Here is a 22,689-nt window from a genome sequence, read left to right as displayed (position 1 = left end):
AAGAAGAGAGAATAAAGCACAAAGGTAGCACTTTTTTCTCTCTTCTTGTGGTTTTATTGCCTGGGCTTATGTTTTAATAAGCTTGCTATTATTATTTTACTTCCAATTCGAACGGTATTCTTGCCTGTAATTTATCCATCGTTTGAAGTGTTTTTATCTGCTTCGCAAATGGAGCAAGCGCACCTAAATAAGCTCTCACTTTCTCTTCTTCTTGATCTTTTCCAAATTTATCTAAGACAGCTTCAATGCCTGATTTTTCGATTGGATAATATTTTACACGATATTCACCTTCTTTCAATTTGGCTTTTTGTGCCGCAATTCTGATGGCATCATCTATACCGCCCAATACATCAACTAAACCATTCGCTTTGGCTTGTGTGCCTGTCCATACTCTACCACCTGCCAGAGATTTTAATTGCTCAACGCTCATTCGGCGACCTTTGGCTGCTTTAGATGTAAAGCTTTCATAACCATGATTTACACTATTCTGAATCATCATTTTTTCAGCATCACTCATGGTACGGGTTGCCGATGGGAAATCAGAGAATTTATGTGAACCAACTGCATCAAAAGTAATTCCCAATTTCTGATTCATCAGCGTCTCAACATTGAAAATCATACCAAAAATACCGATAGAACCTGTAATAGTAGTCGGACGAGCCACTATAGTATCACAAGCCATCGCCATATAATAACCTCCCGAAGCGGCATAATCGCCCATAGAAGCAATCACAGGTTTTACTTTTTTTGTCAATTCAACCTCTCTCCACATTATATCAGAAGCTAACGAGCTACCACCACCTGAATTGATTCTTAGTACTACTGCTTTTACTTTAGAGTCGTTACGAGCTCTCTGTAATTCTTTCACAATTTTATCAGAACCAATGCTTCCTTCAGCACCTTCTCCTGTTACAATGTCACCTTCACCTACAATCACTGCAATTTTTTTAGAAAGACTTCCCTCCTTTACGTATTTCTCGGCTTTCAGGTATTTATGTAGGGTAACATATTCAATTTTTTTATCTTTCTCTACTCCTAATTCATGGCGGATTGCCTGCTCAAATTCATCCCAATAACCCGTATTGGTAATCAATTTATATTTTACTGCATCACCCGGTTCTTGTATCAAAGCATTGTTCAGAATATTATTCAATTCATCCATCGGGATATTTCTTGATTTTGAAATATCGCCATAGAAACGGGCTGCAATATCATTAATAAAAGATTGTGTTTGTTCACGATTAGCCTCACTCATATTGGTTCTGAAAAACGGTTCAACTGCACTTTTATATTCACCTACTCTGAAAATCTCTGGTTTTACCCCAATCTTTTCGAATAAGCCTTTCATGAAAGTATATTTGGCATTTAAACCATTGAAATCTAAGCCACCGCTTGGGGTCAGGTAAATTTTATCCGCCACAGAAGAAAGATAAACAGACCCTTCTGACATCACTTCGGCATAAGAATACACAAACTTTTTAGATTTCTTGAAATCTTCCAGATAGCTTCTGATTTCTTCTAACGTAGCAAAACCTGCTGATGGATATTCGGCATGAAGATAAATACCCTCGATATTCGGGTCTAGCTTGGCATTAGCAATGGCTTCTTTGATTTGTGGTAAGCCTATCTGACCGGGGCCACGGCCACCTGATAAAATTTCAGTAAATGGGTCGTCTTGTGGTGTATTTTCCCGTATGACTTGATTAAGATCTATTTTAAGGACAGAGTTTTTAGAAACAAAAGTTTTCTCGTCAGAACTCGACATCATTGAGCCAATACCCACTAAAATGAAGAAACAAAACACAAGGAACAAAAATAGCCCGACGATTGTCGCAAAGACATATTTCAAAAATTGTAACATAATTTATAAAACGGTATAGTTATTAGAGTTTTCACGTTATATTAAAACTGTAAAACTTATTGCAGGGTACAAAATAAACAGCAGTTTGACGATAAAAAATATCTACAGTAATCCCCAAATAGTTTTATTGTACAAAAGTATATGTATATACAGTAATTTGCGTCAATATTATGATAAATGGCAGAAGATTTAGCTAAGAGGAAATTTGAGAGGATAAGGTAAAAAGGCACTTATACTCTTTAGGGTACAAGTGCCTGATTTTTAATGAGAAGAGACTAAATCGGATGCAGGTAATAGCTGCTTAATAGCACCTATACCCCCTTCAACATTCACTACATTGTCGAAACCTCTCGATTTGAGTATAGAGGCAGCAATCATAGAACGATAGCCGCCTGCACAATGAATATAATTAGTGGATTTCTTGGAAAACTCAGCCATATTTTCGCTGATATAAGCCAAAGGTATATTTTCAGCGTTGGCTAAATGCTCAGTTTCGAACTCTGTATTTTTCCGAACGTCTTTAACTAATAAATCTTCTTGTTGGTATCTGTCAGCAAATTCTTGCGGAGAAATAGATTCAATACTATCCGTTTCTTTACCTGCTTCTTTCCACGCCTCAATACCTCCTGCGAGATAGCCCAGAATATTGTCATAACCTACTCTCGATAAGCGCGTAATTACTTCTTTTTCCAAACCTTCATCGGCCACGAAGATAATGGGTTGTTGAATATCTGTAATGAGTGTACCTACCCAAGGAGCGAAATCGCCTTTGATACCTATATTGATGCTATTAGGAATAAAAGCATCTTTGAAATCGGTAGCCTGACGAGTATCAAGAATGATTGCTCCGGTTTCATTGGCAGCTACTTCAAAAGCTTCAGGTGATAGCGCCTGCAAACCTGATTCCATCACGGTTTCAAGACTTGCCGAGCCTGTTTTATTCAGTTGTACGTTTTTTGGAAAGTAATAGGGTGGAGGAGTCAACCCATCAGTTACCGCATTAATGAAATCTTCCTTGCTTTGTTTCTGCAAGGCGTAGTTTACCTGTTTCTGATGCCCCAAAGAATCAAACGTTTCTTTACTCATATTTTTGCCACAAGCTGAGCCTGCTCCGTGAGCCGGATAGACAATCAGATGGTCGGGTAGGGGAAGAATTTGAGTTCTTAAAGAATCGTATAACTTTCCTGCCAAATCATGCACAGTCAGGTCTGATTTTTGAGCAAGGTCCGGGCGACCAACATCTCCTATAAACAAAGTATCACCAGTGAAAATACAATATTCTTTGCCATTTTCGTCGAACAATAAATAGCACGAAGATTCCATTGTATGGCCGGGCGTGTGCAAAACTTTGATTTTGATTTGGCCTAATTCAAATACTTGTCCGTCAGTAGCAATGATGCTTTCAAAGGCCGGATTGGCATTGGGACCATAGATAATGGGTGCATTGGTTTTTTCTGACAATTCTACATGGCCTGAAACAAAATCTGCATGGAAGTGGGTCTCAAAAATGTATTTAATGGTCGCTCCACTTTTCTTTGCTTTATTAATATAGGTATTTACTTCACGCAGTGGGTCAATAATGGCAGCTTCTCCGTCTGATTCAATATAATAGGCTCCCTGTGCCAGACAACCCGTGTAGATTTGTTCGACTTTCATATTTGTTGATGCAATGTTGGTTGATTTTCCAACGTGAAATTAAAAAAAAATGTTCATATACGCTTTTAGTGTAAATGAACATCAATTTAAAAATTTGACTAATTTGGTAGAGACGTATTGCAATACGTCTCCAAAGGACTATGCATTTCAATAAACGTATTTACTGAAAAATCTAAGGGATAGATATTATTCTCACTTATACATACCAATGAAGACGTATAGCAATACGTCTCTACGAAAAAACTATTATTTACACCATTTTCCCCAACACATCTGCAATTTTGCGGTCGTTAGACAAACGCGGCACTTTATTTTGCCCACCTAATTTTCCTTGCGAGCGCATATAGTCAATAAAGGCATCTCTTTTTACCGAAGTAATGACTAGTTTTCGAAGAATACTACCTGTAATGAGATCATCATAATAGACATTCAGTTCAGTCATTTTCTTATCCAAATCTTCAATAAACTGTTCCATATCTTTAGGTGGGGTAGCAAATTCAACCAGCCATTCATGATAAGGCAATCCTTCTTCGGGGCTCACCATAGGAGCAACGGTAAACTCAATCACTTCTACTTCCGGATGGCGCTGACAGGCAAATTTCATAGCCTTCTCCACTTCTTCCCCAATCACATGTTCTCCAAAAGCTGAAATAAAATGTTTAATTCTACCCGAAACAATCACTTTATATGGGTTTAATGAAACAAACTTCACTGTATCGCCAATTGAATATCCCCATAGTCCGGCATTGTTGTTAATGACTAATGCATAATTTTTGCCAAGCTCTACTTGTTCAATACTCAGGCGAGTAGGTTTTTCGCTGAAATATTCTTCCGCAGGAATAAATTCATAAAAGATTCCAGTATCTAATAGCAACAACATACCCAAATCATGCTGCTCATTCTGATAGGCAAAGAAACCTTCGGAAGCCGGGTATAATTCTACTGAATCAACGGGCTTACCAATAGATTCAAAAAGCTTGGCCCGGTAAGGCTCAAAATTTACACCACCATACACAAACAGATCAAATTTCGGGAACACATCTTTTATCTTTTTACCCGTGCGTGCCTGAATTCGGTCGAAATACATCTGTACCCAGGGTGGAATGCCTGAGATAAGACTCATGGGTTGATTGATGGTTTCGTCAATGATTTTCTCAAGTTTTTCTTCCCAGTCTTCTATACAATTAGTTTCGTACGACGGCATCCGGTTACTTTGCAGATAGGCCGGAACATGGTGGGTAGAAATACCAGAAAGTCGCCCGATATGAATTCCGTGTTTTTCTTTCAATTCGGGGCTACCTGATAGAAAAATGAGTTTGTAATCTAGAAACGCTGATTTGCCTGTTTCGTTAATATAATTGAGCAAAGCATTCTTAGCCGAATCAATATGATTATGTATAGAGTCTTTGGAGATTGGAATATATTTTGTGCCCGAAGTAGTGCCCGAAGTCTTGGCGAAGTATAGCGGTTTGCCAGGCCATAATACATTTTCCTCACCAGCTAAAATTTGATTGATATAGTGTTTCCCATCTTCATAATCACGCACAGGCACAGCCTGTTTGTAATCTTCGTAAGACTGTATATCCTTAAAATGATGGTCTTTGCCAAAGGTGGTATTGCCTGCCTGCTCAACGAGTTTTTTTCTCCATTCAGCCTGTACTTCCGCCGAGCGCGCAATCCATTTTTTTTGTTGGGCAACTACATAAGCCGCCAGAGGTTTACTTAATATTGAACGTATTCCCATAATGTGGCAAATATAGGATTTTAGAATAAATTTTAATTAAAACTAGTTATTAGTTTGTTTATGGAGTAAATTTATCCACACCTTTTGCAATGCTTCTAAACAAATGAAAAGGGAATTTGTTATAACATTTATGCAAAATTACAATTAAAACCAAGCATTACCTGGTAATCTGAATTATTTACAAATGGTAGGTTCTCCTAAAAATTCAAAAAAAACTTCCAAAAATAAAATAGAGGAAGATTCTGTTGAATTTATTTATACTATTGCACCAATTAAAAAGTAAAAAATTTATTTTTCACAGAACTTTGCAAATAATAATTGTAAATTTGCGGGCAAATTTAAAAAACTCATTAACTCATAAAGCTCGATATGGCTGGATTGTTTAACTTTCTCACGAGTGACATCGCGATTGACCTGGGTACAGCAAATACCCTTATTATCTACAAAGACCAGATTGTGGTAGATGAACCTTCTATTATTGCTTTGGACAAAATTACCGGAAAAGTGTTGGCGATAGGACACAAAGCAATGCAAATGCATGAAAAAACAAACGAAAATATAAAAACTATCCGTCCATTAAAAGACGGTGTAATTGCCGACTTTACCGCTGCCGAATTAATGATTCGCGGGATGATTAAAATGATTGAAACCGGACGTAACTGGTTTTTTTCACCATCGCACCGCATGGTAGTTTGTATTCCGTCTGGTATTACTGAGGTAGAGAAACGTGCGGTTAAGGATTCTTGCGAACACGCAGGTGCAAAAGAAGTATATATGGTGCACGAGCCTATTGCAGCGGCTATTGGAATCGGTATTGATATTGAGCAACCAAATGGGTCAATGATTGCGGATATTGGTGGAGGTACAACTGAGATTGCGGTTATTGCGCTTTCAGGCATTGTTTGTGAGGCATCTATCCGTATCGCAGGTGACTTGTTTACAAGAGATATCGTAGATTATATGCGCCGTGAGCATAACCTGTTAATTGGGGAGCGTTCAGCAGAATTTATCAAAATTCAGGTAGGTGCAGCTTTACCTGATCTGGATAATCCTCCGGCTGATATTGAAATCCGTGGTCGTGACTTGATGACTGGAATTCCGAAAGAAATTAAAGTAACGTATAGCGAAATAGCTTACGCTTTAGATAAATCTATTTCTAAAATTGAAGAGGCTATCATGCGTGCACTTGAGATGTCTCCGCCAGAGCTTTCTGCCGATATTTACGAAAACGGTATTTATCTGACAGGTGGTGGTGCCTTATTACATGGCCTAGACAAACGTTTGGCTATCAAAACAAAATTGCCGATTCACGTAGCTGACGATCCACTTCGTGCAGTAGTCCGTGGTACTGGCGAAGTTTTGAAAAACATAGAAAAATATAGAGCTGTTATTGTTCAGTAGTAGATTTAATAAGCTTCAAGCTATGAGCTACAAGTTGTACTATTATGACTTGTAGCTTGTAGTTTCAATACAACAAAGACTTATGTCGCAACTCTTCCGTTTAATATTTCGGATACGAAATTTCCTATTGTTTGTGATTTTAGAATTAGTTAGTTTCTGGTTAATAGTCAAGAATGATTATTACTGGGACGTATCTTTTTTTAATACCTCAAACTACTATGCTGCTAAAACCCTCGAAACTTCCAATTACGTGAAGAGTTACATGAACTTGGGAAATGTAAACGAACAGTTGGTAAAAGAAAATGCTGAACTGAATAAGGCAGTAATTGCCATGCAACAGTTTAAAGGTCGTGAGGGAGACTACTACAAGGTAGATTCCGCTTTTGCACAAAGATTTGACTTTAAGGTCGCCAAGGTGGTGAATAATACGGTTAATTTATCGAAAAACTACCTGACTATTGATAAAGGTAAATTAGATGGTATTGAGCCAGGCATGGGTGTTATTTGTCCGCAAGGAGTAGTTGGACAGGTGATGCAATGTTCAGACCATTTCTCGCGTGTATATTCTATTCTTCATTCAGACTTCAATGTATCAAGTGAGGTAAGAAATCAGGCATTAAGAGTGAAAAGTGATAAAGCATTAGGTATTGCCAAATGGGGTGGACTAAACCCGAGAGTGATTGACCTGACTACTATCGACAGATTTAAGCCAATCAAGAAAGGTGACTCTGTCACTACTTCAGAGCAAAATGTAATTTTCCCATCAGGAACAATGGTCGGTAAAATACGCAAACTAAGCGCTAAACAAGACCAGGCTTTCTTTGATATTGAAGTAGAGTTAGCAACCGATTTTCAGAACATTTCTTATGTATATGTGGTGAACAATAAGTTGAAAAACGAACAGGAGAAATTAGAAGAAAGCACAAAGGTTGACGTTAAAAAATAAGATTTCAGACAAACCATAAATAGTAGATGTAGATACTACACAAGCTATTTTAATCATACCCTGGACTATAAATGAATTCGCAAACAGTCATACGGTTAATCGTTACTTTTTTTATTTATTTGATATTACAAATTGTGGTGCTTCGCAATTTTGTATTTTTTGATGTGGCTTTTTGCTTCGTTTATATTGCTTGTATCTTATTATTGCCAGACGAGATTCCACCGGTATGGGTTATCCTTATAAGTTTCCTTACTGGGTTACTGGTCGATATTTTCTATAATACGGCAGGAGTACATGCCTCGGCAAGTGTATTGGTAGGGTATCTGAGAGGCTATATCATAAAATTCCTTTTTCCGACAAAAGGTATTGAAAATGAGATTGTCATATCCTTAAAGGATATGGGCGCCGAGCGCTTTGTTCGGTATGTTGCAATTCTGACTTTGATACATCACTCGACTTTGTTCTTTGTGGAAGCAGGAGGTTTTGCTTTCTTTCTTATTACGATTCTGAAAATCATTTGTAGCGTAGTTTTCACTTCATTCATGATTATTATTCTGCAGTACGTAAGAGGAAACTAATGTTGGCACACACGATTGTTATCAATCGTGTTGAGGTTATTGTAAGAACTTATTTAGAGGGTTTTAATGATGCGTTTGTATTTATATATTTTTGTTTTCTTCTGTTCTGTTTCTCTTTTTTCATGCCAAACCAAAACTGCTGATTCCACTAAGGCGCCTTTAACAGTAGTAGATAGTGCCGAATTAAAAAGAAAAGAAGCCAAAATCAGGAAAGATATTAAAGCTGATGTAAAAGCAGCTTTGATTGAAGAGATAATGCAGAAAAAACTGGCACAAGGTTTCAATGGCAATGTATTGGTGGCCCAGAAAGATGTGATTGTCTACGAAAAAGCCTTTGGCTATGCCAATTTTAAAGATACCATCCGCAATGTATTGCAATCAAAATTTCAGTTAGCCTCCTTATCTAAAACTTTTACGGCAGTAGCAGTGATGAAACTGACCGAGCAAGGTAAGTTAGGACTGGATAATACCGTAAAAGACTATTTTCCTGATTTTCCTTACGATGGTGTAACGGTTCGCAGTTTGCTTTGTCACCGTTCGGGTTTGCCATTTTATCAATACACTTTCGATAAATTGGTAAGGGAGGGGAAGCTTTATCCGACTAATCAGGATATTATGCGATGGTTTGCTAAGGCAATACCTGTTCCGCCAAGATTTAATTTACCTGACCATTTCTTTAGCTATAACAATACCAATTATGCTATTCTGGCGGCCTTAGTCGAAAAGGCCTCAGGGAAATCATTTGATGAATATATGCGTGAAAATATTTTTCTACCAATCGGTATGAAAAATTCTTTCATTGGTACCACAAAAAATGATTCTATCAATATCAATCGTACTTATGGCTACCAGTTCGGTCAACGCTTGCCAAAAGATTATTACGATGATGTGACAGGTGATAAGGGGGTATATTCGACGGTAGAAGACTTGTTGAAATGGTATAAAGCTTTAAGAGATAACACGCTTATCTCAAAAGAGTCTTTCAAAGAAATGATATTGCCCCGTAGTTTCGAACACCCTGGCTTGCGTAATTATGGTTATGGATTCAGATTGTGGGTTGACGCCAAACAGAAAACCGACTATATCTACCACACAGGCTGGTGGAAAGGTTATAATACCATCATGTTCTTTGACCCTCGCGAAGACTTTGTGATTATTCTCCTAAGTAATCGTTATAACCGCTCTGTATATAATATTAAAGAAATTGTAGATATTATGCACGGAGGCAAACAATCGAGTGTAGAAGAAAATATTCTGGACGAATAGAACTTTTTCAACTTATAGAGAGTATTAATTGAGAGCATGTTTAAATCCGGTTTAAACATGCTTTTTTATAGAATCGACCCACAAAACAAAATTATGAGCTATAACCGTATCGCCAACGATGCTACCGCATTTATAGAAAAGAATAAATCCACCGCTAATGTCATTTCTTATTTAAGGCTGGTTTTAGCTATTATTGAGGCATATCTCCTGTTTATGATTATTAGAGATGGCGCTACTACCTGGTTAGTCATTAGTGCCTTAGTGGTTTTAGCTGCATTTTTCTTCTTTGTTAATTTGCACCAGAAAATCCTCGAAAAGATTCAATACTATGAATCAAAACTCAAGGTTTGTGAGAAAGAAATTTTAGCCACAGAGGGTGTTTACGACCAGTTTGCAGATGGAAAAGAATACGAAGATAAAATACATTATTTTTCTTACGATTTAGATATTTTCGGCAATCATTCCATTTTTCAATTGCTCAATAGAAGCATCACCAAATCAGGCAGTGATTCTTTGGCTAATCAACTAAAATTCCCTTTTCTTACAAGAGAGGCTATTGAGTCAAGACAGGCTGCCGTTGAAGAACTAGGCCAGAAAATTGATTGGCGAGTTGATTTTTTAGCGACAGGGAATCTCTTAGAAAAAGACGAAGCCAAATATCAGCAATTGATAACCTGGCTGAAAAGCGAAGATATTGATTTGATGGGGAAATATAGAATCCTATTGTGGCTAGTACCTGCAATTAACGCCATCATATTAGGCCTATGGATTTTCGGTGTAATTTCCTTTAAAGTTTGGTTGCTGACTTTAATTCTGCAATCAGTCTTTTCATTTGTTAATCGTAAGAAACTGAATGCGATGTATCTGAATATAAGCAAGAATACATCGAATTTACAAAGATATATTCAGCTATTTCAACTAATAGAAAAAGAGGAATTTAAAGCGCCAATCTTAAGTGCCTGGAAAGACACTTTGACCAAACCGGCTTATATTTCTGTTGCTATTCAGAAACTGGCTACTATCTCGGCTTATTTTGCCATCAGAAATAGCTTCTTTGCACCCATACTGAATGCCTTTTTCTTATGGGATTACCAATGTGCACACAGATTCGAAATATGGAAAAGACAATCCAGTGAAGCTCTATTGCAAGCCTTTACGATATTGCACGAGATGGAAGTTTTAGTGAGTATCGCTTGCTATGATTATGCCAATAATACTTATACTGTTCCTGAGGTTTCAGATAGCGTAATTCTTGATGTTACTCAGTTAGGTCACCCTTTGCTTAAAAAAGGCAAAAGTGTAAATAACGATTTCAGCGTTAATAAAAATGAACAGATATTTATTGTCACGGGGGCTAATATGGCCGGGAAAAGTACTTTCCTACGTGCAGTGGGATCAAATTTTATTTTAGCTATGCTTGGGGCAAGAGTACATGCAGAAAAGTTTGTATTCAAGCCAATCCAGGTATATACCTGTATGCGGATCACAGATTCGATAGATGAGGGAGAATCATATTTCCATGCCGAATTATTACGTTTACAGCACGTAGTAAAAATGCTTGAAACTGGAAAAGAGATATTTGTGATATTAGATGAATTACTAAAGGGCACAAACTCAAAAGATAAGCTTCAAGGCTCAGAGTTGTTTTTAGAGAAACTCATTCAATATAAAACAGCCTTTGGAATGATTGCTACTCATGATTTAGATTTGACCAATATGGCTGCTAAATATCCCGAAAAAATCAAGAATATCTGTTTTGAAATTATCATCGATGGAGACAAAATGACATTCGATTATAAACTACGGGCAGGAGTTACCCAAAATATGAATGCCCTGTTTCTGATGAAGCAAATGGGGATTGTATAGCTTTATCGCTTAAAACTCTTAAACCAACTCCAGACTTTCATCATAATAACGCCGAAAACAGCCTCTCTGAAAATCTTGGTCGACATTTTGGAGACACCTTTGGTACGGTCGGTAAAGATGATAGGTACTTCAGTTATATTGAATTTATACAGAAACGCATTGAATTTCATTTCTATCTGGAAAGCATAGCCTACAAAGACAATCTTATCCAGGGGAATAGTCTTTAATACTTCCCGTCGATAGCAGATGAATCCAGCAGTAGGATCCATGATTTTCATGCCCGTGATGAATCGCACATATACTCCGGCAAAATAAGACATCAATACACGTCCCATAGGCCAGTTTACTACATTAACCCCCTTGATATACCTTGAACCTACCGCCACATCAAAACCAGCTATTTTAGCAGCTTTATATAAACGTACCAAATCTTCGGGGTTGTGAGAAAAATCGGCATCCATTTCATAAATAAATTCATAACCTTGTTCTATAGCCCACTTGAAACCGTGAATATAAGCCGTACCCAAGCCCAGTTTACCACTACGCTCTATCAGATGCAGTTCATTCGGGTATTCCAACTGTAGTTCTTTTACTTGAAAGCCAGTGCCATCGGGTGAGCCATCGTCAATAATCAGCACATCAAATCTTTCATCCAGGTGCATCACTTTTCTGATAATAGCTTCGATATTCTCAATTTCGTTGTAGGTCGGTATAATAACAAGGTTCTCTTTAGGCATTATTCAGGATTCTTTTGTGGGTTCTATTAGTCAGTTTTGATTTGTTTATTTTTTTTCTTCTCGTCCAGAATATTAAGCGTTTCATCATATACTTTTACCATCAGCCCGGGATTCTGCACGTAGAATTGATAACTGGTCTTATAGCGAGCAGTATCAACCTTGTACTTGGCCATAATTCTACGTTCATATTCTAAATAAACTACTCTTGTCGAATCATACACCTGAAAACTTATCCGGTTTACTTTTGCTTCTGTCAAGTGAATATCTGCCAGAATTTTTGCCATAGTTTTTATATCAATCACATCGCTGGGAGGAGTAGGGTCTCCAATGCAGGAAATAAGTGTTGAAATAATGGCTAAATGCAAGAATATTTTTTTTGTCAGTATTTTCACTTTATCTTCGTTTTCAGATTAAAGAACAAATTACGGAAAAAAATAAGAGATTGAATACGTTAAAGTTTGTTAATCACGCTAAAAAAATTCGGGATATTAATTGCTAAAAGACAGTGGTAGAAGATATAATATCTAAACTCAATAAGTACGAAATAAAAATCCGTAAGGCTGTAGATTCGCAGATGCACGGAAACTTTCGTTCGGTTTTCAAGGGCTCCGGCTTGGAGTTTAGCGACTTACGTACCTATCAGTATGGCGATGATGTTCGGACTATCGACTGGATAACCACTGCTAAAGGTCATGGGGCTTATGTAAAGATTTTCAAGGAAGAGAAAGAGCAGACGGTTTTCTTTATGTTAGACGTGAGTGCCTCGCAGGAAGTAGGAAATAACGGACAATTGAAATTAGATACGGCCAAAGAGATTTGTGGTGTATTGTCATTATCAGCTATTAAGGAAGCCGGGCACGTAGGGTTATATTGCTTCTCAGACCAGAAAGAACTCTATTTTAAGCCTGCCAATGGTTTAAAGCATGGATATGAAATTATATTGAGTTTATTTAAAATGAAACCGTTATCGCAGCTAACCAATATCCCTGCTGCCATAGGTTTTGCACTCAATATCCTGAAACGCCGAAGTGTCGTATTTTTGATTTCTGATTTTCTGGATAAAGGCTACGAGCATAATCTAAAAGCCCTTGCACGTAAACATGATCTTGTTGTAATTCATATCTACGACCAGAGAGAGATAAAACTCCCGAGCCTGGGTATTATTCCAGTACTTGATAAAGAAACTAAGAGGACTGTATGGGTAAATACGTCTTCGCCTACTTTCAAAAAAGAAATGAAAGAGATGTTTGAAGATAACCAAGAACGCTTGGAGAAACTCTGTAAACAACACAATGCGAACTATCTGGCTATTGATTCAAGAGAAGATTATGTTTCAAAACTTATACAATTGTTTAGAGTCAGAAAGTAAAGTGATGTCTTATTCTCTATCCCATAGATTCGGTTTTTCTGCTATTCGTATCGTATATAGTGGGATAATGATTTTATGTTTGATGTTTAATAAAACCTATGCGCAAAAACCAATCGGACGTTTTTTAACAGATAGTGTCGAACTCGGCCGTCCCTTTGAGTATGCCTTAAGCTATTATCATTCCCCCTCTGCTGAAATATTTTTTCCTGATACTACCTATAATTTCTATCCATTCGAAATGGTGCGTCGAAACTATTTCACAACCAGTACCAATAACAACCGAAGCCTGGACAGTATAGTATATACTCTGGTAACTTTCGATATTAGCAAAACACAGAAATTTAACTTGCCTGTATATGTTTTAGGCAAACGGGATTGTACAGCTGTATTTGCATCCTTAGATTCGGTTTTTCTGAAAGAGATGATTAAAACAAGCGTAGATTCTCTGACACTTAAGACAGATACCAAACTGATGCCCTTGCAGCAACAGGTAAACTATCCTAAGATTCTGGGCTACCTGCTGGGTATATTAGGTATTTTAGGTATTATCTACGCCTTTTTTGGTAAATGGATTGAGAAACAGTACAGACTATTTATGTTTGGTCGTAAGCATAAAGACTTTGTAACCAGTTATAAAAAGATAACCAAAGGCACCCTTGATAGCGACAATATAGGTAAGGCACTGGTAATGTGGAAAGAGCATCTAGAATGGCTGGAAAAACGCCCATATACTTCTTATACCAGTAAAGAAATCATTAATCGACTCCCAAGTGAATCTCTAGAAGAATCGTTGAGAGATGTAGACACTGCCATTTATGGGGGTATTCTATCTACACATATGCCCATAGCAATGAACGTTTTATTAGATAAGGCTGTTGAATTATTTCGGAAACGCCGTGAAGAAATGGCACTCAATTCATAAACTAAGTAGTTTGATTGACACCTCATCAGATGGTAAGCTACACAATCATTCAATAAAAGAAATTAAGAAATGCAGAACCCCGTATTGATTTTTGGAGCTGGTACTCTTGGTAAAATTGCTCTGGACATTTTTAACCGTAATAATGTATTGGTATATGGTTTTTTAGATGATGATAAAAAACTGCATAATACCGAGCTAGGAGAGATAGTAATATTAGGTGATACAGACGATGATGGTTTCCTTAAAATTATCGGACAAAAAACAGAAGCTTTTGTAGCCATCAGCAATGCAAAAGTAAAGAAGAAAATAGTTGAGATTCTTACTGAACGTCGCAAGGTAATGCCCGTAAATGCCATACACGACCGTGCAATCGTTTCGGAAACTGCTATAATCGGACATGGGAACCTAGTGATGGCTAACGCAGCTATTAACCCATTTGCCAAGATAGGTAACCATTGTATTGTGCAATCTGGGGCAGTAGTAGATACCGATGCTAAAGTAGCTGACTATATAACTATTGCTTCAGGGGCCATGATAAACGCAGGGGCAGAACTGGCTGAAGGTGCCTTTATTGGCTCAGGTTCAATTATTGTAACAGGTATTAAAGTTGGCAAAAATGCACGTGTAGGAGCAGGCTCGGTAGTGATAGAAGACGTACCTGATAACGCCACTGTTTTCGGAAACCCGGCCAAGAAAGTTTAAGTTTCATATTAGCCTCTTAATGCTCTTTGGCATAATTCTGCTCTCCGGCTTCAATAGCTACTTGTAAATGATTTTCTCTCGGCGGTATCGGGCAGCTATAACCCGCACCGAATGCACAATAAGGATTATAAGCTTTGTTGAAATCGAGAATGATTTTTTCATTCTCGATTTGCTTCATACGTAAATCAAGATAGCGCCCTCCGCCATAAGTTTCTTTTCCATTGGTTAAATCCTTAAACGGAATAAAAAGATAGTCTCGGTATTGTGGTATGCGTTGTAAATCAGGCGACCTGTAAACTGATAGTTTGTAAGTTTTACCATCTATCTGGAAACTCAACTCTCCAAATTTGGCATAAGTCTTAGTTTCACCTGTAGTAGTGGGAATCTGAAAAGGTCTACCACCTGTAGTAGCTGTAAACTGGCATTCTACCCGAAATTTCTCATTGGGCTCATAAAAGCGTAGATACTTAAAATCGTCTTCTTTTAAAGGCGCAAACTTTGACTTCAAAAATTCGGCTTTATATTCTTCTCTGAATTGTCCTATCTCAGTCTTGAAATCTTGTGCGAATGTACTCATTGATAACAGTATGAATACATAAGTCAGAAAGTTGTTTACACGTAGCATGGTCTTAAAAGGTTTATCTATGAAACTTTTACAGGACTTTCATTAGTAACAATTGATTGCGGAATTGGTTTCACTGCCCGTGCAATAAAAATGCTCAGGCTTATCATAATTATACAAAAATAACCAACCCAATGATAGTTCTCAATATATCCAGATGCTGTTTTATGAATAAGAATACCACCAATATTGGCAGCCATCGCTTGTGCAAACAATTGTAAAGACGAGTTGATAGCCATAAAACTTCCTCTTTGCTGAGGGGTTACTACGTTAGAAATAATAGCTTGAGTCGGAATCATGCGCCCGTTGGAGAATACAAAAAATATACCTGATACTCCCAGAATAGCCCATAATGCACCAGTGAACATATTGGTAATGAGATAAATTGGAATCAGGGATAAGAGCGCGAATATGACAAAAATAGGATACTTACCTTTTTTATCGGCTAATTTACCCACCATAGGCGCTGAGAAAATAGTCAAGGCCCCTCCAACAAGATAAATCAGATAAATATCGTTCTGACTAAAACCAACATTAGCAACCAGCGTAGGAGCGATATAAGGAATAATACTAAAATGCCCTAGCATAATAGTCACTGATAATAATAAGGCTCTTAACTGATTCGGATTTTTGAGAATATTAGTGATAACAGCCAGAGGGTTCGGCTTTTCCCGACGGTTTTTCAGATGTTTATCCAATACAGGAACATACCTGATAATGAGAAAAATTACAATAAGCCCAAGAGCGCCCACAACCAGAAAAGGGGTATGCCAGCCTAATTTATTAGCTAAAAACAAACCTGCCGGAATACCTACTACAGAAGCTATAGAAAAGGCGGTAGTGACAAAACCTACGGCAGTGGCTCTGCGCTGATAATCAAAAGTATCAGCTACAATTGACATGACCTGCGCACCTAAAAGTCCACCGAAAGTACCAGCTATCACCCGCGCTGCAATCAAAAACTGATGAGTAGGGGCAAAGGCACAGGCAAAAGTGCCTACAACGAAGCCTATATAAGCAAATAGGATTACTTTTTTGCGGTCGTAATTATCTACAAAAAAAGCGGCTAAAAACCCCGAAATTCCGGCACTCAAACCATAAGCAGAGACAATGAATCCGAAATGTCGGGGAGAGATTTTGAAAATTTCCATGAGTTGAGGCCCAAGGGGCATCATAATCATGAAATCAACAATATGTGTAAAGTTGATGCAGGCAAGTACGAAAAGTAGTAGTTTTTCTTTTGAACTCATCACAGAATATCTTCGAGGTATATGAGCTTATTTGAATATTTAAACAGACTCTATATTTCCAACGAAAATATTCCTGGCGTAGTTCACTACTTACTTGCTATTTGCTAACTGACTATCCATACTATTTATGGGAATTTTACCCTGTACACTCCAGGCACCATCTACAAAGAATAGTTGTCCTGAAACATAACTCGAGTCGTCAGATGCCAAAAAGACGGCTGGACCAACCATTTCTTCGGGTTCACCAGTGCGGCCCAATGGTACTACACCGCCCCAGTTAGTACGGTAGTTAGGGTCTTCTCTGAGATTACGCTCAACATTAATAGGGCCGGGGCCAAAGGTATTCACACGGATATTATAAGGCGCTAATTCAACCGCCATTTGTTCGGCCATTGCATGAATACCGCCTTTGCTGGTAGAATAAGTAATGAGATTTTTCACACTTAAAGCAGCGCAGATAGTAGAAATGTTAATAATGCTTCCGCCTCCATTGACCCGCATGATTTTGGCGGCTTCAATAGAACAAAACAAAGTACCTTTCAGGTTAACTCCCATTACCGTATCAAAAACAGCTTCATCAGTTTCAAAAAAGTCGCTCCAGCCTGTAATACCTGCATTATTGACTAATACATCCAATTTTTTATACTTCTCAGCAATCTTTGCAAACATCTCTCTGATTTCAGCAACTTTTGAAATATCGGCATACATCACTTCCGATTGTCTGCCCATCGCTCTGATTTTAGCAGCTACTTCTTCAGCATAATTAGCTCCTGCTACTTCGTTGATAATGACATCGGCACCCTCTCGGGCAAATCCTAATGCTATAGCTTCGCCAATTCCACGTCCGGCACCTGTAATGAGTGTAACTTTATTTTTTAATCGCATGGTTGAATAGAATATTGAAAGTCAAAAGTAATAAAATTCAGATTTCACCGAATGAATTCGGTACTAAAATAATAGAGGCGGCCGTTGGGCCGCCACATGAAATGTTTTTATAATGTTAGCCGGACTTGAGTCCGGCAATGTATACAAAAAATACTTTTGTTATCTTAGACGGCGAATTCTATTCGCTGTCATACTTGAGTATTACAACCCCTTCCCGGTAGCTGCCCAATAAATGCCACCAAACAAATGGTCAAGGAAAAGCGGATCGCTGAAATTTTGTGGTACGTGACCCATAGCCGTATAAAAGGCTCTGCCACCATCATAGGTATGATACCATGATATTGGGTGGAAGCCCATACCTTTTCCCTCGTTAGTACCCCACTTTACATTTGGATTGTAGGTTTTCTCATCAATAGAAATCAAAAAATGTAAGTCTTTCGAAACGGCAGGACTGAACTCATACCATTCGTCTGTCCATAAGAACTTGGCCGGCAGGCGCTCCATACCCGGGAAATTCTTGTCTTCTACTTTGAGATAAGCAGTTTGTATAGTCGGGTGAATCTTGAACATCATACCCACCATTTTAGTATACCATTCCCAATCATATTCGGTATCACTAGCACTATGGATACCTACATAACCTTTGCCAGATTGAATGAATTTCTCAAAAGCCGTTTGTTGCTCAGGGGTTAGAATATTTCCGGTAGTGTTTAGAAAAATTACCGCTTCATAATTAGCCAGGTCTTTATCATTGAAAACTGAAGCGTTTCCTGCCAGTTAACTGAGAAGAATTGTCTTTCAGCCATAGCCTTGATAGCCGTTACACCTTCATTGATTGATTCATGATGGAAGCCATCGGTCTTGCTGAATAAAAGTACTCTGAATTGTTTTCTTTGGGCAAAAGAAGAGGCAGAAAAGCAAAGCGCTAATATAAGCACTAGTAATGCCTTAGGCGTAAGTAGTAGTTTCATTGTTTAATAATTAAGGTAGAATAAATATTTAGTGTCAAAAAAACACTTATTAATTTAACAAATGTATTATTTTGTCTGATAGCAACAAACAAAAGAGGGGAGATTAAAAACTATCCTCTGATAATTTTAATCTCCCCTTAGTAAACTATATTGCTATATAAACAGTAAGGTCTCTTAGTTTAGGAATTCGTAGATACCTGCTACACCTTGTCCACCACCTACACAGGCAGTTACCATACCATATTTTTTATTCTGGCGACGAAGCTCATTCAATACCTGAACAGACAATCTACCACCTGTAGAGCCTAGAGCGTGACCTAATGCAATAGCTCCACCATTCGGATTAATTTTGCTGGCATCTAATCCTAATTCTTTGATAACCGCCAACGACTGTGCAGCAAAAGCTTCGTTCAGTTCTATTACATCAATATCATCCTGTTTCAGACCAGCCTGTTTTAAAGCAACAGGAATAGCCGCCACAGGACCAATACCCATAATACGAGGCTCAACTCCTGCCGAAGCATATGCCATCATTCGCGCAATTGGTTTCAAACCTAATTCATTCACCATTTTCTCTGACATGACAATCACAAAAGCTGCACCGTCAGAGGTTTGCGAAGAGTTTCCGGCAGTTACACTTCCACCCATCGTAAACACTGGTTTTAGCTTGGCTAGCGCTTCTACACTTGTATCAGCGCGTGGGCCTTCGTCTTTCGTAACGGTATATTCTTTGGTTTTCTTCTTACCTGAATTTTCGTCGAAGAAAGTTTCCTGTACTTTTATCGGCACAATCTCTTCATCAAATTTACCGGCAGCTTGCGCAGCTAAGGCTTTTTGGTGAGAGTTATAAGAAAATAAGTCCTGGTCTTCACGACTGATACCGAATTGTTGTGCTACCTGCTCAGCAGTCAAGCCCATGCCAATATAATAATCAGGGTGAGTAGAAGCCAGATTATAGTTCAAGGCAGTTTTCCAACCCATGGTCGGTACTAAAGACATCGATTCTGTACCACCTGCCACAATACAATCAGCCATCCCGGCGTGGATTTTAGCGGCTGCCATGGCAATGGTTTCTATGCCCGAACCACAATAGCGGTTCACTGTTACACCAGGTACACTTTTACCTAGAGCCAATAATGAAATGTAACGCGCCATCTGCATGCCTTGCTCGGCTTCCGGCACTGCATTCCCTACAATTACGTCTTCTACGCGAGCAGGGTCTAAGTTAGGTACACTTGCCATCAGATGTTTAATAACATCAGCTGCTAAATCATCGGGGCGGGTGAAACGGAATACCCCTTTTGGTGCTTTGCCGACTGCACTACGGTAGCCAGCGACTATATATGCATTCATGTTTTGTCCTTTTATCTAAATTCTTAGTCATTCTCGAAATAACCAAGAGTAAATGATTTATACTAATATAACAATATTAATTTCTTGGAGGTTTCCCACCGCTTAATAATCCCTGCATACGTTCAAGGGTTTTCTTTTCACCTGTCAAAGAAAGGAATGCTTCTCTTTCAAGATCCAAAAGATATTGTTCTGAAACTTTCTGCGGATAACTCAAATCGCCACCACAAATCACATAGGCTAATTTATCTGCAATTTTAGCATCGTGTTCAGTGATATATTTACCCATTAACATACCTGTAATTCCGGCTTTGAAAAGGGCGATTCCGGTTTTACCTTGTACTTTTATGTCGGTGCGTTGTTTAGGTTGTGTATAACCATCTTCTGCCAGTTTGATAGCTTCTTCTTTTGCCTCAGCAATCAATCGGCTACGATTCAGCACGATTCTATCTTTATCCGGTTTCAGGTAATTCATATCAAATGCCTCTTGTGCTGAGGTTGACACTTTTGCCTGGGCAATATTCATAAAAGCCCCTTGCAGAATATTCAGTTCAGGGTCACCTGTCTGATACATATCTGAGCAACGAACCGCCATTTCTTTGGTGCCACCACCCGCAGGAATGAGACCAACGCCTAATTCAACCAGACCCATATAGGTTTCGGCATGGGCCAAAACTCTGTCAGCGTGTAGGTTCAATTCACAACCACCACCTAAAGCAAGGCTATGAACAGCCGATACTACAGGCACTGATGAATATCTGGCACGCATCATCGTTTGCTGGAATTGAGCAATCATCATATTGATTTCGTCGTATTCCTGCTCAATGGCAAACATGAATAGCATGGCTAAATTTGCACCAGCTGAGAATGCTTCGTTTGAATCATTTCCCACTACTAATCCTCTGAAATCTTTCTCTGCAATGGCATAGGCCTTGTTTAAACCTTCCACAACCTCAGCACCGAAAGTGTTCATTTTTGAATGGAACTCTACCCCCGCAATGCCATCCCCTAAATCGAAGATAGTAGAGCCTGCATTCTTCCAGATGACGTTAGTTTGACGAAGATTATCAAGGATAATAAACGACTCAGTACCTGGAATTACTTTGTATGCCTTGCTCGGGATATCATAGTATTTCTTCTTGCCACCCTCTATTTTATAGAAAGTCTCATTGCCAGCTTCCAACATTTCGTATACCCATGCGGCAGGTTTCATATTGAGATCTTCCATGATTTTGAGCATTGATTTTACACCAATGGTATCCCATGTTTCAAAAAGACCTAATTCCCAACCAAAGCCCGCACATATAGCTGAATCTATTCTATATAGTTCATCAGAGATTTCAGGAATGCGATTGGTAGCATAGCGGAAGAAATCGGCGAATGTTTTTCTATAAAACTCACCCGCATTATCTTTTCCTGCCAATAGCACCGAGAAACGTTTCTTCAAATCATCAATGCTCTTAGTAGTTTCAAGTGTAGCGAATTTTACTTTTTGAGATGGCTTATACTCAAAAGTTTTCAGGTCTAAAGCCAGAATAACTGTCTGACCTTTTTCGTCTTTGGTTTTCTTATAGAATCCTTGCCCGGTTTTATCACCGAGCCATTTGTTTTCCATCAGCTTAGCCATTACCGGAGGCAACTGGAAAGCATCTTTTGACTCATCATGTTGCAAAACTTTTATCAGGTTATTACAGACATTCACAGTTGTATCCAAACCAACTACATCAGATAATCGGAAGGTGCCTGATTTGGGGCGACCTACTACCGGGCCTGTCAGTTTATCAACTTCCTCTACCGTTAAGCCCATTTCTTCAGCTACTCTTATGGTTTGCACCATCGCATAAATTCCTAAGCGGTTAGCAATAAAAGCAGGGGTATCTTTACACAATACAGTGGTTTTTCCCAGATACAAATCGCCATAGTGCATTAAGAAATCAACTATGGCCGAGTCTGTCTGTGGAGTTGGGATAATTTCCAACAAACGCAGATAACGTGGAGGGTTAAAGAAGTGTGTACCACAGAAATGTTTCTGGAAATCTTCTGAACGTCCCTCTGCCATCAGGTGAATAGGAATACCCGAAGTATTAGAAGTAATTAATGTGCCTGGTTTACGGAATTGCTCTACTTTTTCATAAATCGACTTCTTGATGTCCAGACGCTCAACGACTACCTCAATAATCCAGTCGTAATCCTTGATTTTAGGCATATCATCATCGAAATTACCCAATTTCACACGAGTAACCGACTGCTGACTAAAAACAGGAGATGGACTAGCTTTAACGGCCGCCTGAAATAATTCACCAACGATTCTATTGCGTACCGCCGGATGAGTAGTATCAAGACCTTTGGCTTTTTCAGCATCATTGGGTTCTTTCGGTACCATGTCGAGTAGCAATACTTCTACTCCAATATTAGCAAAGTGCAAGGCAATACGACTACCCATAATACCCGCACCTAAAACAACTACTTTTTTTATACTACGATTCATGCTGATTGAATATGATTTTTATAGCAAATAGATAAATTATTTTACCACGGAGTAGCAATGAGTTAGGCACGGAGT

Annotated in this window: 20 protein-coding genes; 8 read left to right on the top strand and 12 right to left on the bottom strand. The window is 38.5% G+C overall.

Annotation, left to right across the window (positions count from 1 at the left end; genetic code table 11):
* Nucleotides 1-91: 91 nt before the first annotated feature.
* The 3 genes from sppA to D0T08_RS11855 all read right to left on the bottom strand — a co-directional run bounded on the left by sppA (nucleotide 92) and on the right by D0T08_RS11855 (nucleotide 5,261).
* A complete protein-coding gene (sppA, locus tag D0T08_RS11865; RefSeq protein ID WP_116982850.1) occupies nucleotides 92-1,861 on the bottom strand; it encodes a signal peptide peptidase SppA in 1,770 nt (589 codons plus the stop codon).
* Nucleotides 1,862-2,122: 261 nt separating this feature from the next.
* Nucleotides 2,123-3,517 (bottom strand): rhodanese-like domain-containing protein, encoded by a 1,395-nt coding sequence (locus D0T08_RS11860; RefSeq protein ID WP_116982849.1) that lies wholly within the window; start codon nucleotides 3,515-3,517, stop codon nucleotides 2,123-2,125.
* A gap of 250 nt (nucleotides 3,518-3,767) precedes the next feature.
* Nucleotides 3,768-5,261: a GH3 auxin-responsive promoter family protein gene (locus D0T08_RS11855; RefSeq protein WP_116982848.1), complete on the bottom strand. Its 1,494-nt coding sequence runs from the start codon at nucleotides 5,259-5,261 to the stop codon at nucleotides 3,768-3,770.
* Nucleotides 5,262-5,630: 369 nt separating this feature from the next.
* Here D0T08_RS11855 and D0T08_RS11850 point away from each other — a divergent pair, with 369 nt between their 5' ends.
* The 5 genes from D0T08_RS11850 to D0T08_RS11830 all read left to right on the top strand — a co-directional run bounded on the left by D0T08_RS11850 (nucleotide 5,631) and on the right by D0T08_RS11830 (nucleotide 11,318).
* Complete coding sequence (locus D0T08_RS11850) at nucleotides 5,631-6,662, top strand: rod shape-determining protein (protein ID WP_101728069.1); 1,032 nt, start codon at nucleotides 5,631-5,633, stop codon at nucleotides 6,660-6,662.
* An 82-nt stretch (nucleotides 6,663-6,744) separates the two neighbouring features.
* The gene (gene mreC / locus D0T08_RS11845; RefSeq protein WP_116982847.1) at nucleotides 6,745-7,608 is read left to right on the top strand and encodes a rod shape-determining protein MreC; all 864 of its coding nucleotides are present in this window, start codon (nucleotides 6,745-6,747) and stop codon (nucleotides 7,606-7,608) included.
* Nucleotides 7,609-7,679: 71 nt separating this feature from the next.
* Nucleotides 7,680-8,186, top strand: a complete 507-nt coding sequence (locus tag D0T08_RS11840) for a hypothetical protein (RefSeq protein ID WP_116982845.1) — start codon at nucleotides 7,680-7,682, stop codon at nucleotides 8,184-8,186.
* Nucleotides 8,187-8,252: 66 nt separating this feature from the next.
* Nucleotides 8,253-9,452: a serine hydrolase gene (locus D0T08_RS11835; RefSeq protein WP_116982844.1), complete on the top strand. Its 1,200-nt coding sequence runs from the start codon at nucleotides 8,253-8,255 to the stop codon at nucleotides 9,450-9,452.
* A gap of 57 nt (nucleotides 9,453-9,509) precedes the next feature.
* Nucleotides 9,510-11,318, top strand: coding sequence for a MutS-related protein (locus D0T08_RS11830; protein WP_158561249.1), 1,809 nt, complete (start codon nucleotides 9,510-9,512; stop codon nucleotides 11,316-11,318).
* Nucleotides 11,319-11,320: 2 nt separating this feature from the next.
* Here the strand turns inward: D0T08_RS11830 and D0T08_RS11825 are convergent, their stop codons facing one another.
* Both D0T08_RS11825 and D0T08_RS11820 read right to left on the bottom strand, forming a co-directional pair.
* Nucleotides 11,321-12,055: a polyprenol monophosphomannose synthase gene (locus D0T08_RS11825; protein WP_116982842.1), complete on the bottom strand. Its 735-nt coding sequence runs from the start codon at nucleotides 12,053-12,055 to the stop codon at nucleotides 11,321-11,323.
* Between the two features lie 26 nt (nucleotides 12,056-12,081).
* Complete coding sequence (locus D0T08_RS11820; protein ID WP_116982841.1) at nucleotides 12,082-12,447, bottom strand: DUF4296 domain-containing protein; 366 nt, start codon at nucleotides 12,445-12,447, stop codon at nucleotides 12,082-12,084.
* A gap of 113 nt (nucleotides 12,448-12,560) precedes the next feature.
* Here D0T08_RS11820 and D0T08_RS11815 point away from each other — a divergent pair, with 113 nt between their 5' ends.
* The 3 genes from D0T08_RS11815 to D0T08_RS11805 all read left to right on the top strand — a co-directional run bounded on the left by D0T08_RS11815 (nucleotide 12,561) and on the right by D0T08_RS11805 (nucleotide 15,048).
* Nucleotides 12,561-13,424 carry a DUF58 domain-containing protein gene (locus D0T08_RS11815; protein WP_116982840.1) on the top strand — a complete coding sequence of 288 codons (864 nt, stop codon included), beginning with the start codon at nucleotides 12,561-12,563 and terminating at the stop codon, nucleotides 13,422-13,424.
* A gap of 4 nt (nucleotides 13,425-13,428) precedes the next feature.
* Nucleotides 13,429-14,346 carry a hypothetical protein gene (locus tag D0T08_RS27590; RefSeq protein WP_158561248.1) on the top strand — a complete coding sequence of 306 codons (918 nt, stop codon included), beginning with the start codon at nucleotides 13,429-13,431 and terminating at the stop codon, nucleotides 14,344-14,346.
* Between the two features lie 69 nt (nucleotides 14,347-14,415).
* Nucleotides 14,416-15,048 (top strand): acetyltransferase, encoded by a 633-nt coding sequence (locus D0T08_RS11805; protein ID WP_116982839.1) that lies wholly within the window; start codon nucleotides 14,416-14,418, stop codon nucleotides 15,046-15,048.
* A gap of 16 nt (nucleotides 15,049-15,064) precedes the next feature.
* On the opposite strand, the gene D0T08_RS11800 is transcribed toward D0T08_RS11805, so the two are convergent.
* The 7 genes from D0T08_RS11800 to D0T08_RS11775 all read right to left on the bottom strand — a co-directional run bounded on the left by D0T08_RS11800 (nucleotide 15,065) and on the right by D0T08_RS11775 (nucleotide 22,614).
* Nucleotides 15,065-15,673, bottom strand: a complete 609-nt coding sequence (locus D0T08_RS11800; RefSeq protein WP_116982838.1) for a DUF1684 domain-containing protein — start codon at nucleotides 15,671-15,673, stop codon at nucleotides 15,065-15,067.
* Nucleotides 15,674-15,690: 17 nt separating this feature from the next.
* On the bottom strand, nucleotides 15,691-16,920 hold the full coding sequence (locus D0T08_RS11795; RefSeq protein ID WP_116982837.1) for an MFS transporter: 1,230 nt from the start codon (nucleotides 16,918-16,920) through the stop codon (nucleotides 15,691-15,693).
* Nucleotides 16,921-17,010: 90 nt separating this feature from the next.
* Nucleotides 17,011-17,805: an SDR family NAD(P)-dependent oxidoreductase gene (locus tag D0T08_RS11790; RefSeq protein WP_116982836.1), complete on the bottom strand. Its 795-nt coding sequence runs from the start codon at nucleotides 17,803-17,805 to the stop codon at nucleotides 17,011-17,013.
* Between the two features lie 201 nt (nucleotides 17,806-18,006).
* The gene (locus D0T08_RS11785; RefSeq protein WP_229238954.1) at nucleotides 18,007-18,525 is read right to left on the bottom strand and encodes a ThuA domain-containing protein; all 519 of its coding nucleotides are present in this window, start codon (nucleotides 18,523-18,525) and stop codon (nucleotides 18,007-18,009) included.
* Complete coding sequence (locus tag D0T08_RS27940) at nucleotides 18,525-18,776, bottom strand: ThuA domain-containing protein (protein WP_229238949.1); 252 nt, start codon at nucleotides 18,774-18,776, stop codon at nucleotides 18,525-18,527. The genes D0T08_RS11785 and D0T08_RS27940 overlap by 1 nt, the downstream gene beginning before the upstream one ends.
* Before the next feature lie 174 nt (nucleotides 18,777-18,950).
* Nucleotides 18,951-20,129, bottom strand: coding sequence for an acetyl-CoA C-acyltransferase (locus tag D0T08_RS11780; RefSeq protein ID WP_116982835.1), 1,179 nt, complete (start codon nucleotides 20,127-20,129; stop codon nucleotides 18,951-18,953).
* Nucleotides 20,130-20,205: 76 nt separating this feature from the next.
* Nucleotides 20,206-22,614, bottom strand: coding sequence for a 3-hydroxyacyl-CoA dehydrogenase/enoyl-CoA hydratase family protein (locus D0T08_RS11775; protein WP_116982834.1), 2,409 nt, complete (start codon nucleotides 22,612-22,614; stop codon nucleotides 20,206-20,208).
* Between the last annotated feature and the right edge of the window lie 75 nt (nucleotides 22,615-22,689).

This window comes from Emticicia sp. C21, assembly GCF_003418935.1.
Classification (GTDB): domain Bacteria; phylum Bacteroidota; class Bacteroidia; order Cytophagales; family Spirosomataceae; genus Emticicia.
The sequence above is the reverse complement of the archived record's forward strand: the minus strand, read 5'-3'. Positions and strand labels throughout refer to the sequence as shown.

Coding starts and splice junctions, on each gene's coding strand:
- sppA (WP_116982850.1), bottom strand. CDS start 1,861: ATGTTACAATTTTTGAAATATGTCTTTGCGACAATCGTCGGGCTATTT.
- D0T08_RS11825 (WP_116982842.1), bottom strand. CDS start 12,055: ATGCCTAAAGAGAACCTTGTTATTATACCGACCTACAACGAAATTGAG.
- D0T08_RS27590 (WP_158561248.1), top strand. CDS start 13,429: ATGTCTTATTCTCTATCCCATAGATTCGGTTTTTCTGCTATTCGTATC.
- D0T08_RS11830 (WP_158561249.1), top strand. CDS start 9,510: ATGCTTTTTTATAGAATCGACCCACAAAACAAAATTATGAGCTATAAC.
- D0T08_RS11795 (WP_116982837.1), bottom strand. CDS start 16,920: ATGAGTTCAAAAGAAAAACTACTACTTTTCGTACTTGCCTGCATCAAC.
- D0T08_RS11855 (WP_116982848.1), bottom strand. CDS start 5,261: ATGGGAATACGTTCAATATTAAGTAAACCTCTGGCGGCTTATGTAGTT.
- D0T08_RS11780 (WP_116982835.1), bottom strand. CDS start 20,129: ATGAATGCATATATAGTCGCTGGCTACCGTAGTGCAGTCGGCAAAGCA.
- mreC (WP_116982847.1), top strand. CDS start 6,745: ATGTCGCAACTCTTCCGTTTAATATTTCGGATACGAAATTTCCTATTG.
- D0T08_RS11840 (WP_116982845.1), top strand. CDS start 7,680: ATGAATTCGCAAACAGTCATACGGTTAATCGTTACTTTTTTTATTTAT.
- D0T08_RS11805 (WP_116982839.1), top strand. CDS start 14,416: ATGCAGAACCCCGTATTGATTTTTGGAGCTGGTACTCTTGGTAAAATT.
- D0T08_RS11800 (WP_116982838.1), bottom strand. CDS start 15,673: ATGCTACGTGTAAACAACTTTCTGACTTATGTATTCATACTGTTATCA.
- D0T08_RS11790 (WP_116982836.1), bottom strand. CDS start 17,805: ATGCGATTAAAAAATAAAGTTACACTCATTACAGGTGCCGGACGTGGA.
- D0T08_RS11850 (WP_101728069.1), top strand. CDS start 5,631: ATGGCTGGATTGTTTAACTTTCTCACGAGTGACATCGCGATTGACCTG.
- D0T08_RS27940 (WP_229238949.1), bottom strand. CDS start 18,776: ATGAAACTACTACTTACGCCTAAGGCATTACTAGTGCTTATATTAGCG.
- D0T08_RS11835 (WP_116982844.1), top strand. CDS start 8,253: ATGATGCGTTTGTATTTATATATTTTTGTTTTCTTCTGTTCTGTTTCT.
- D0T08_RS11775 (WP_116982834.1), bottom strand. CDS start 22,614: ATGAATCGTAGTATAAAAAAAGTAGTTGTTTTAGGTGCGGGTATTATG.
- D0T08_RS11860 (WP_116982849.1), bottom strand. CDS start 3,517: ATGAAAGTCGAACAAATCTACACGGGTTGTCTGGCACAGGGAGCCTAT.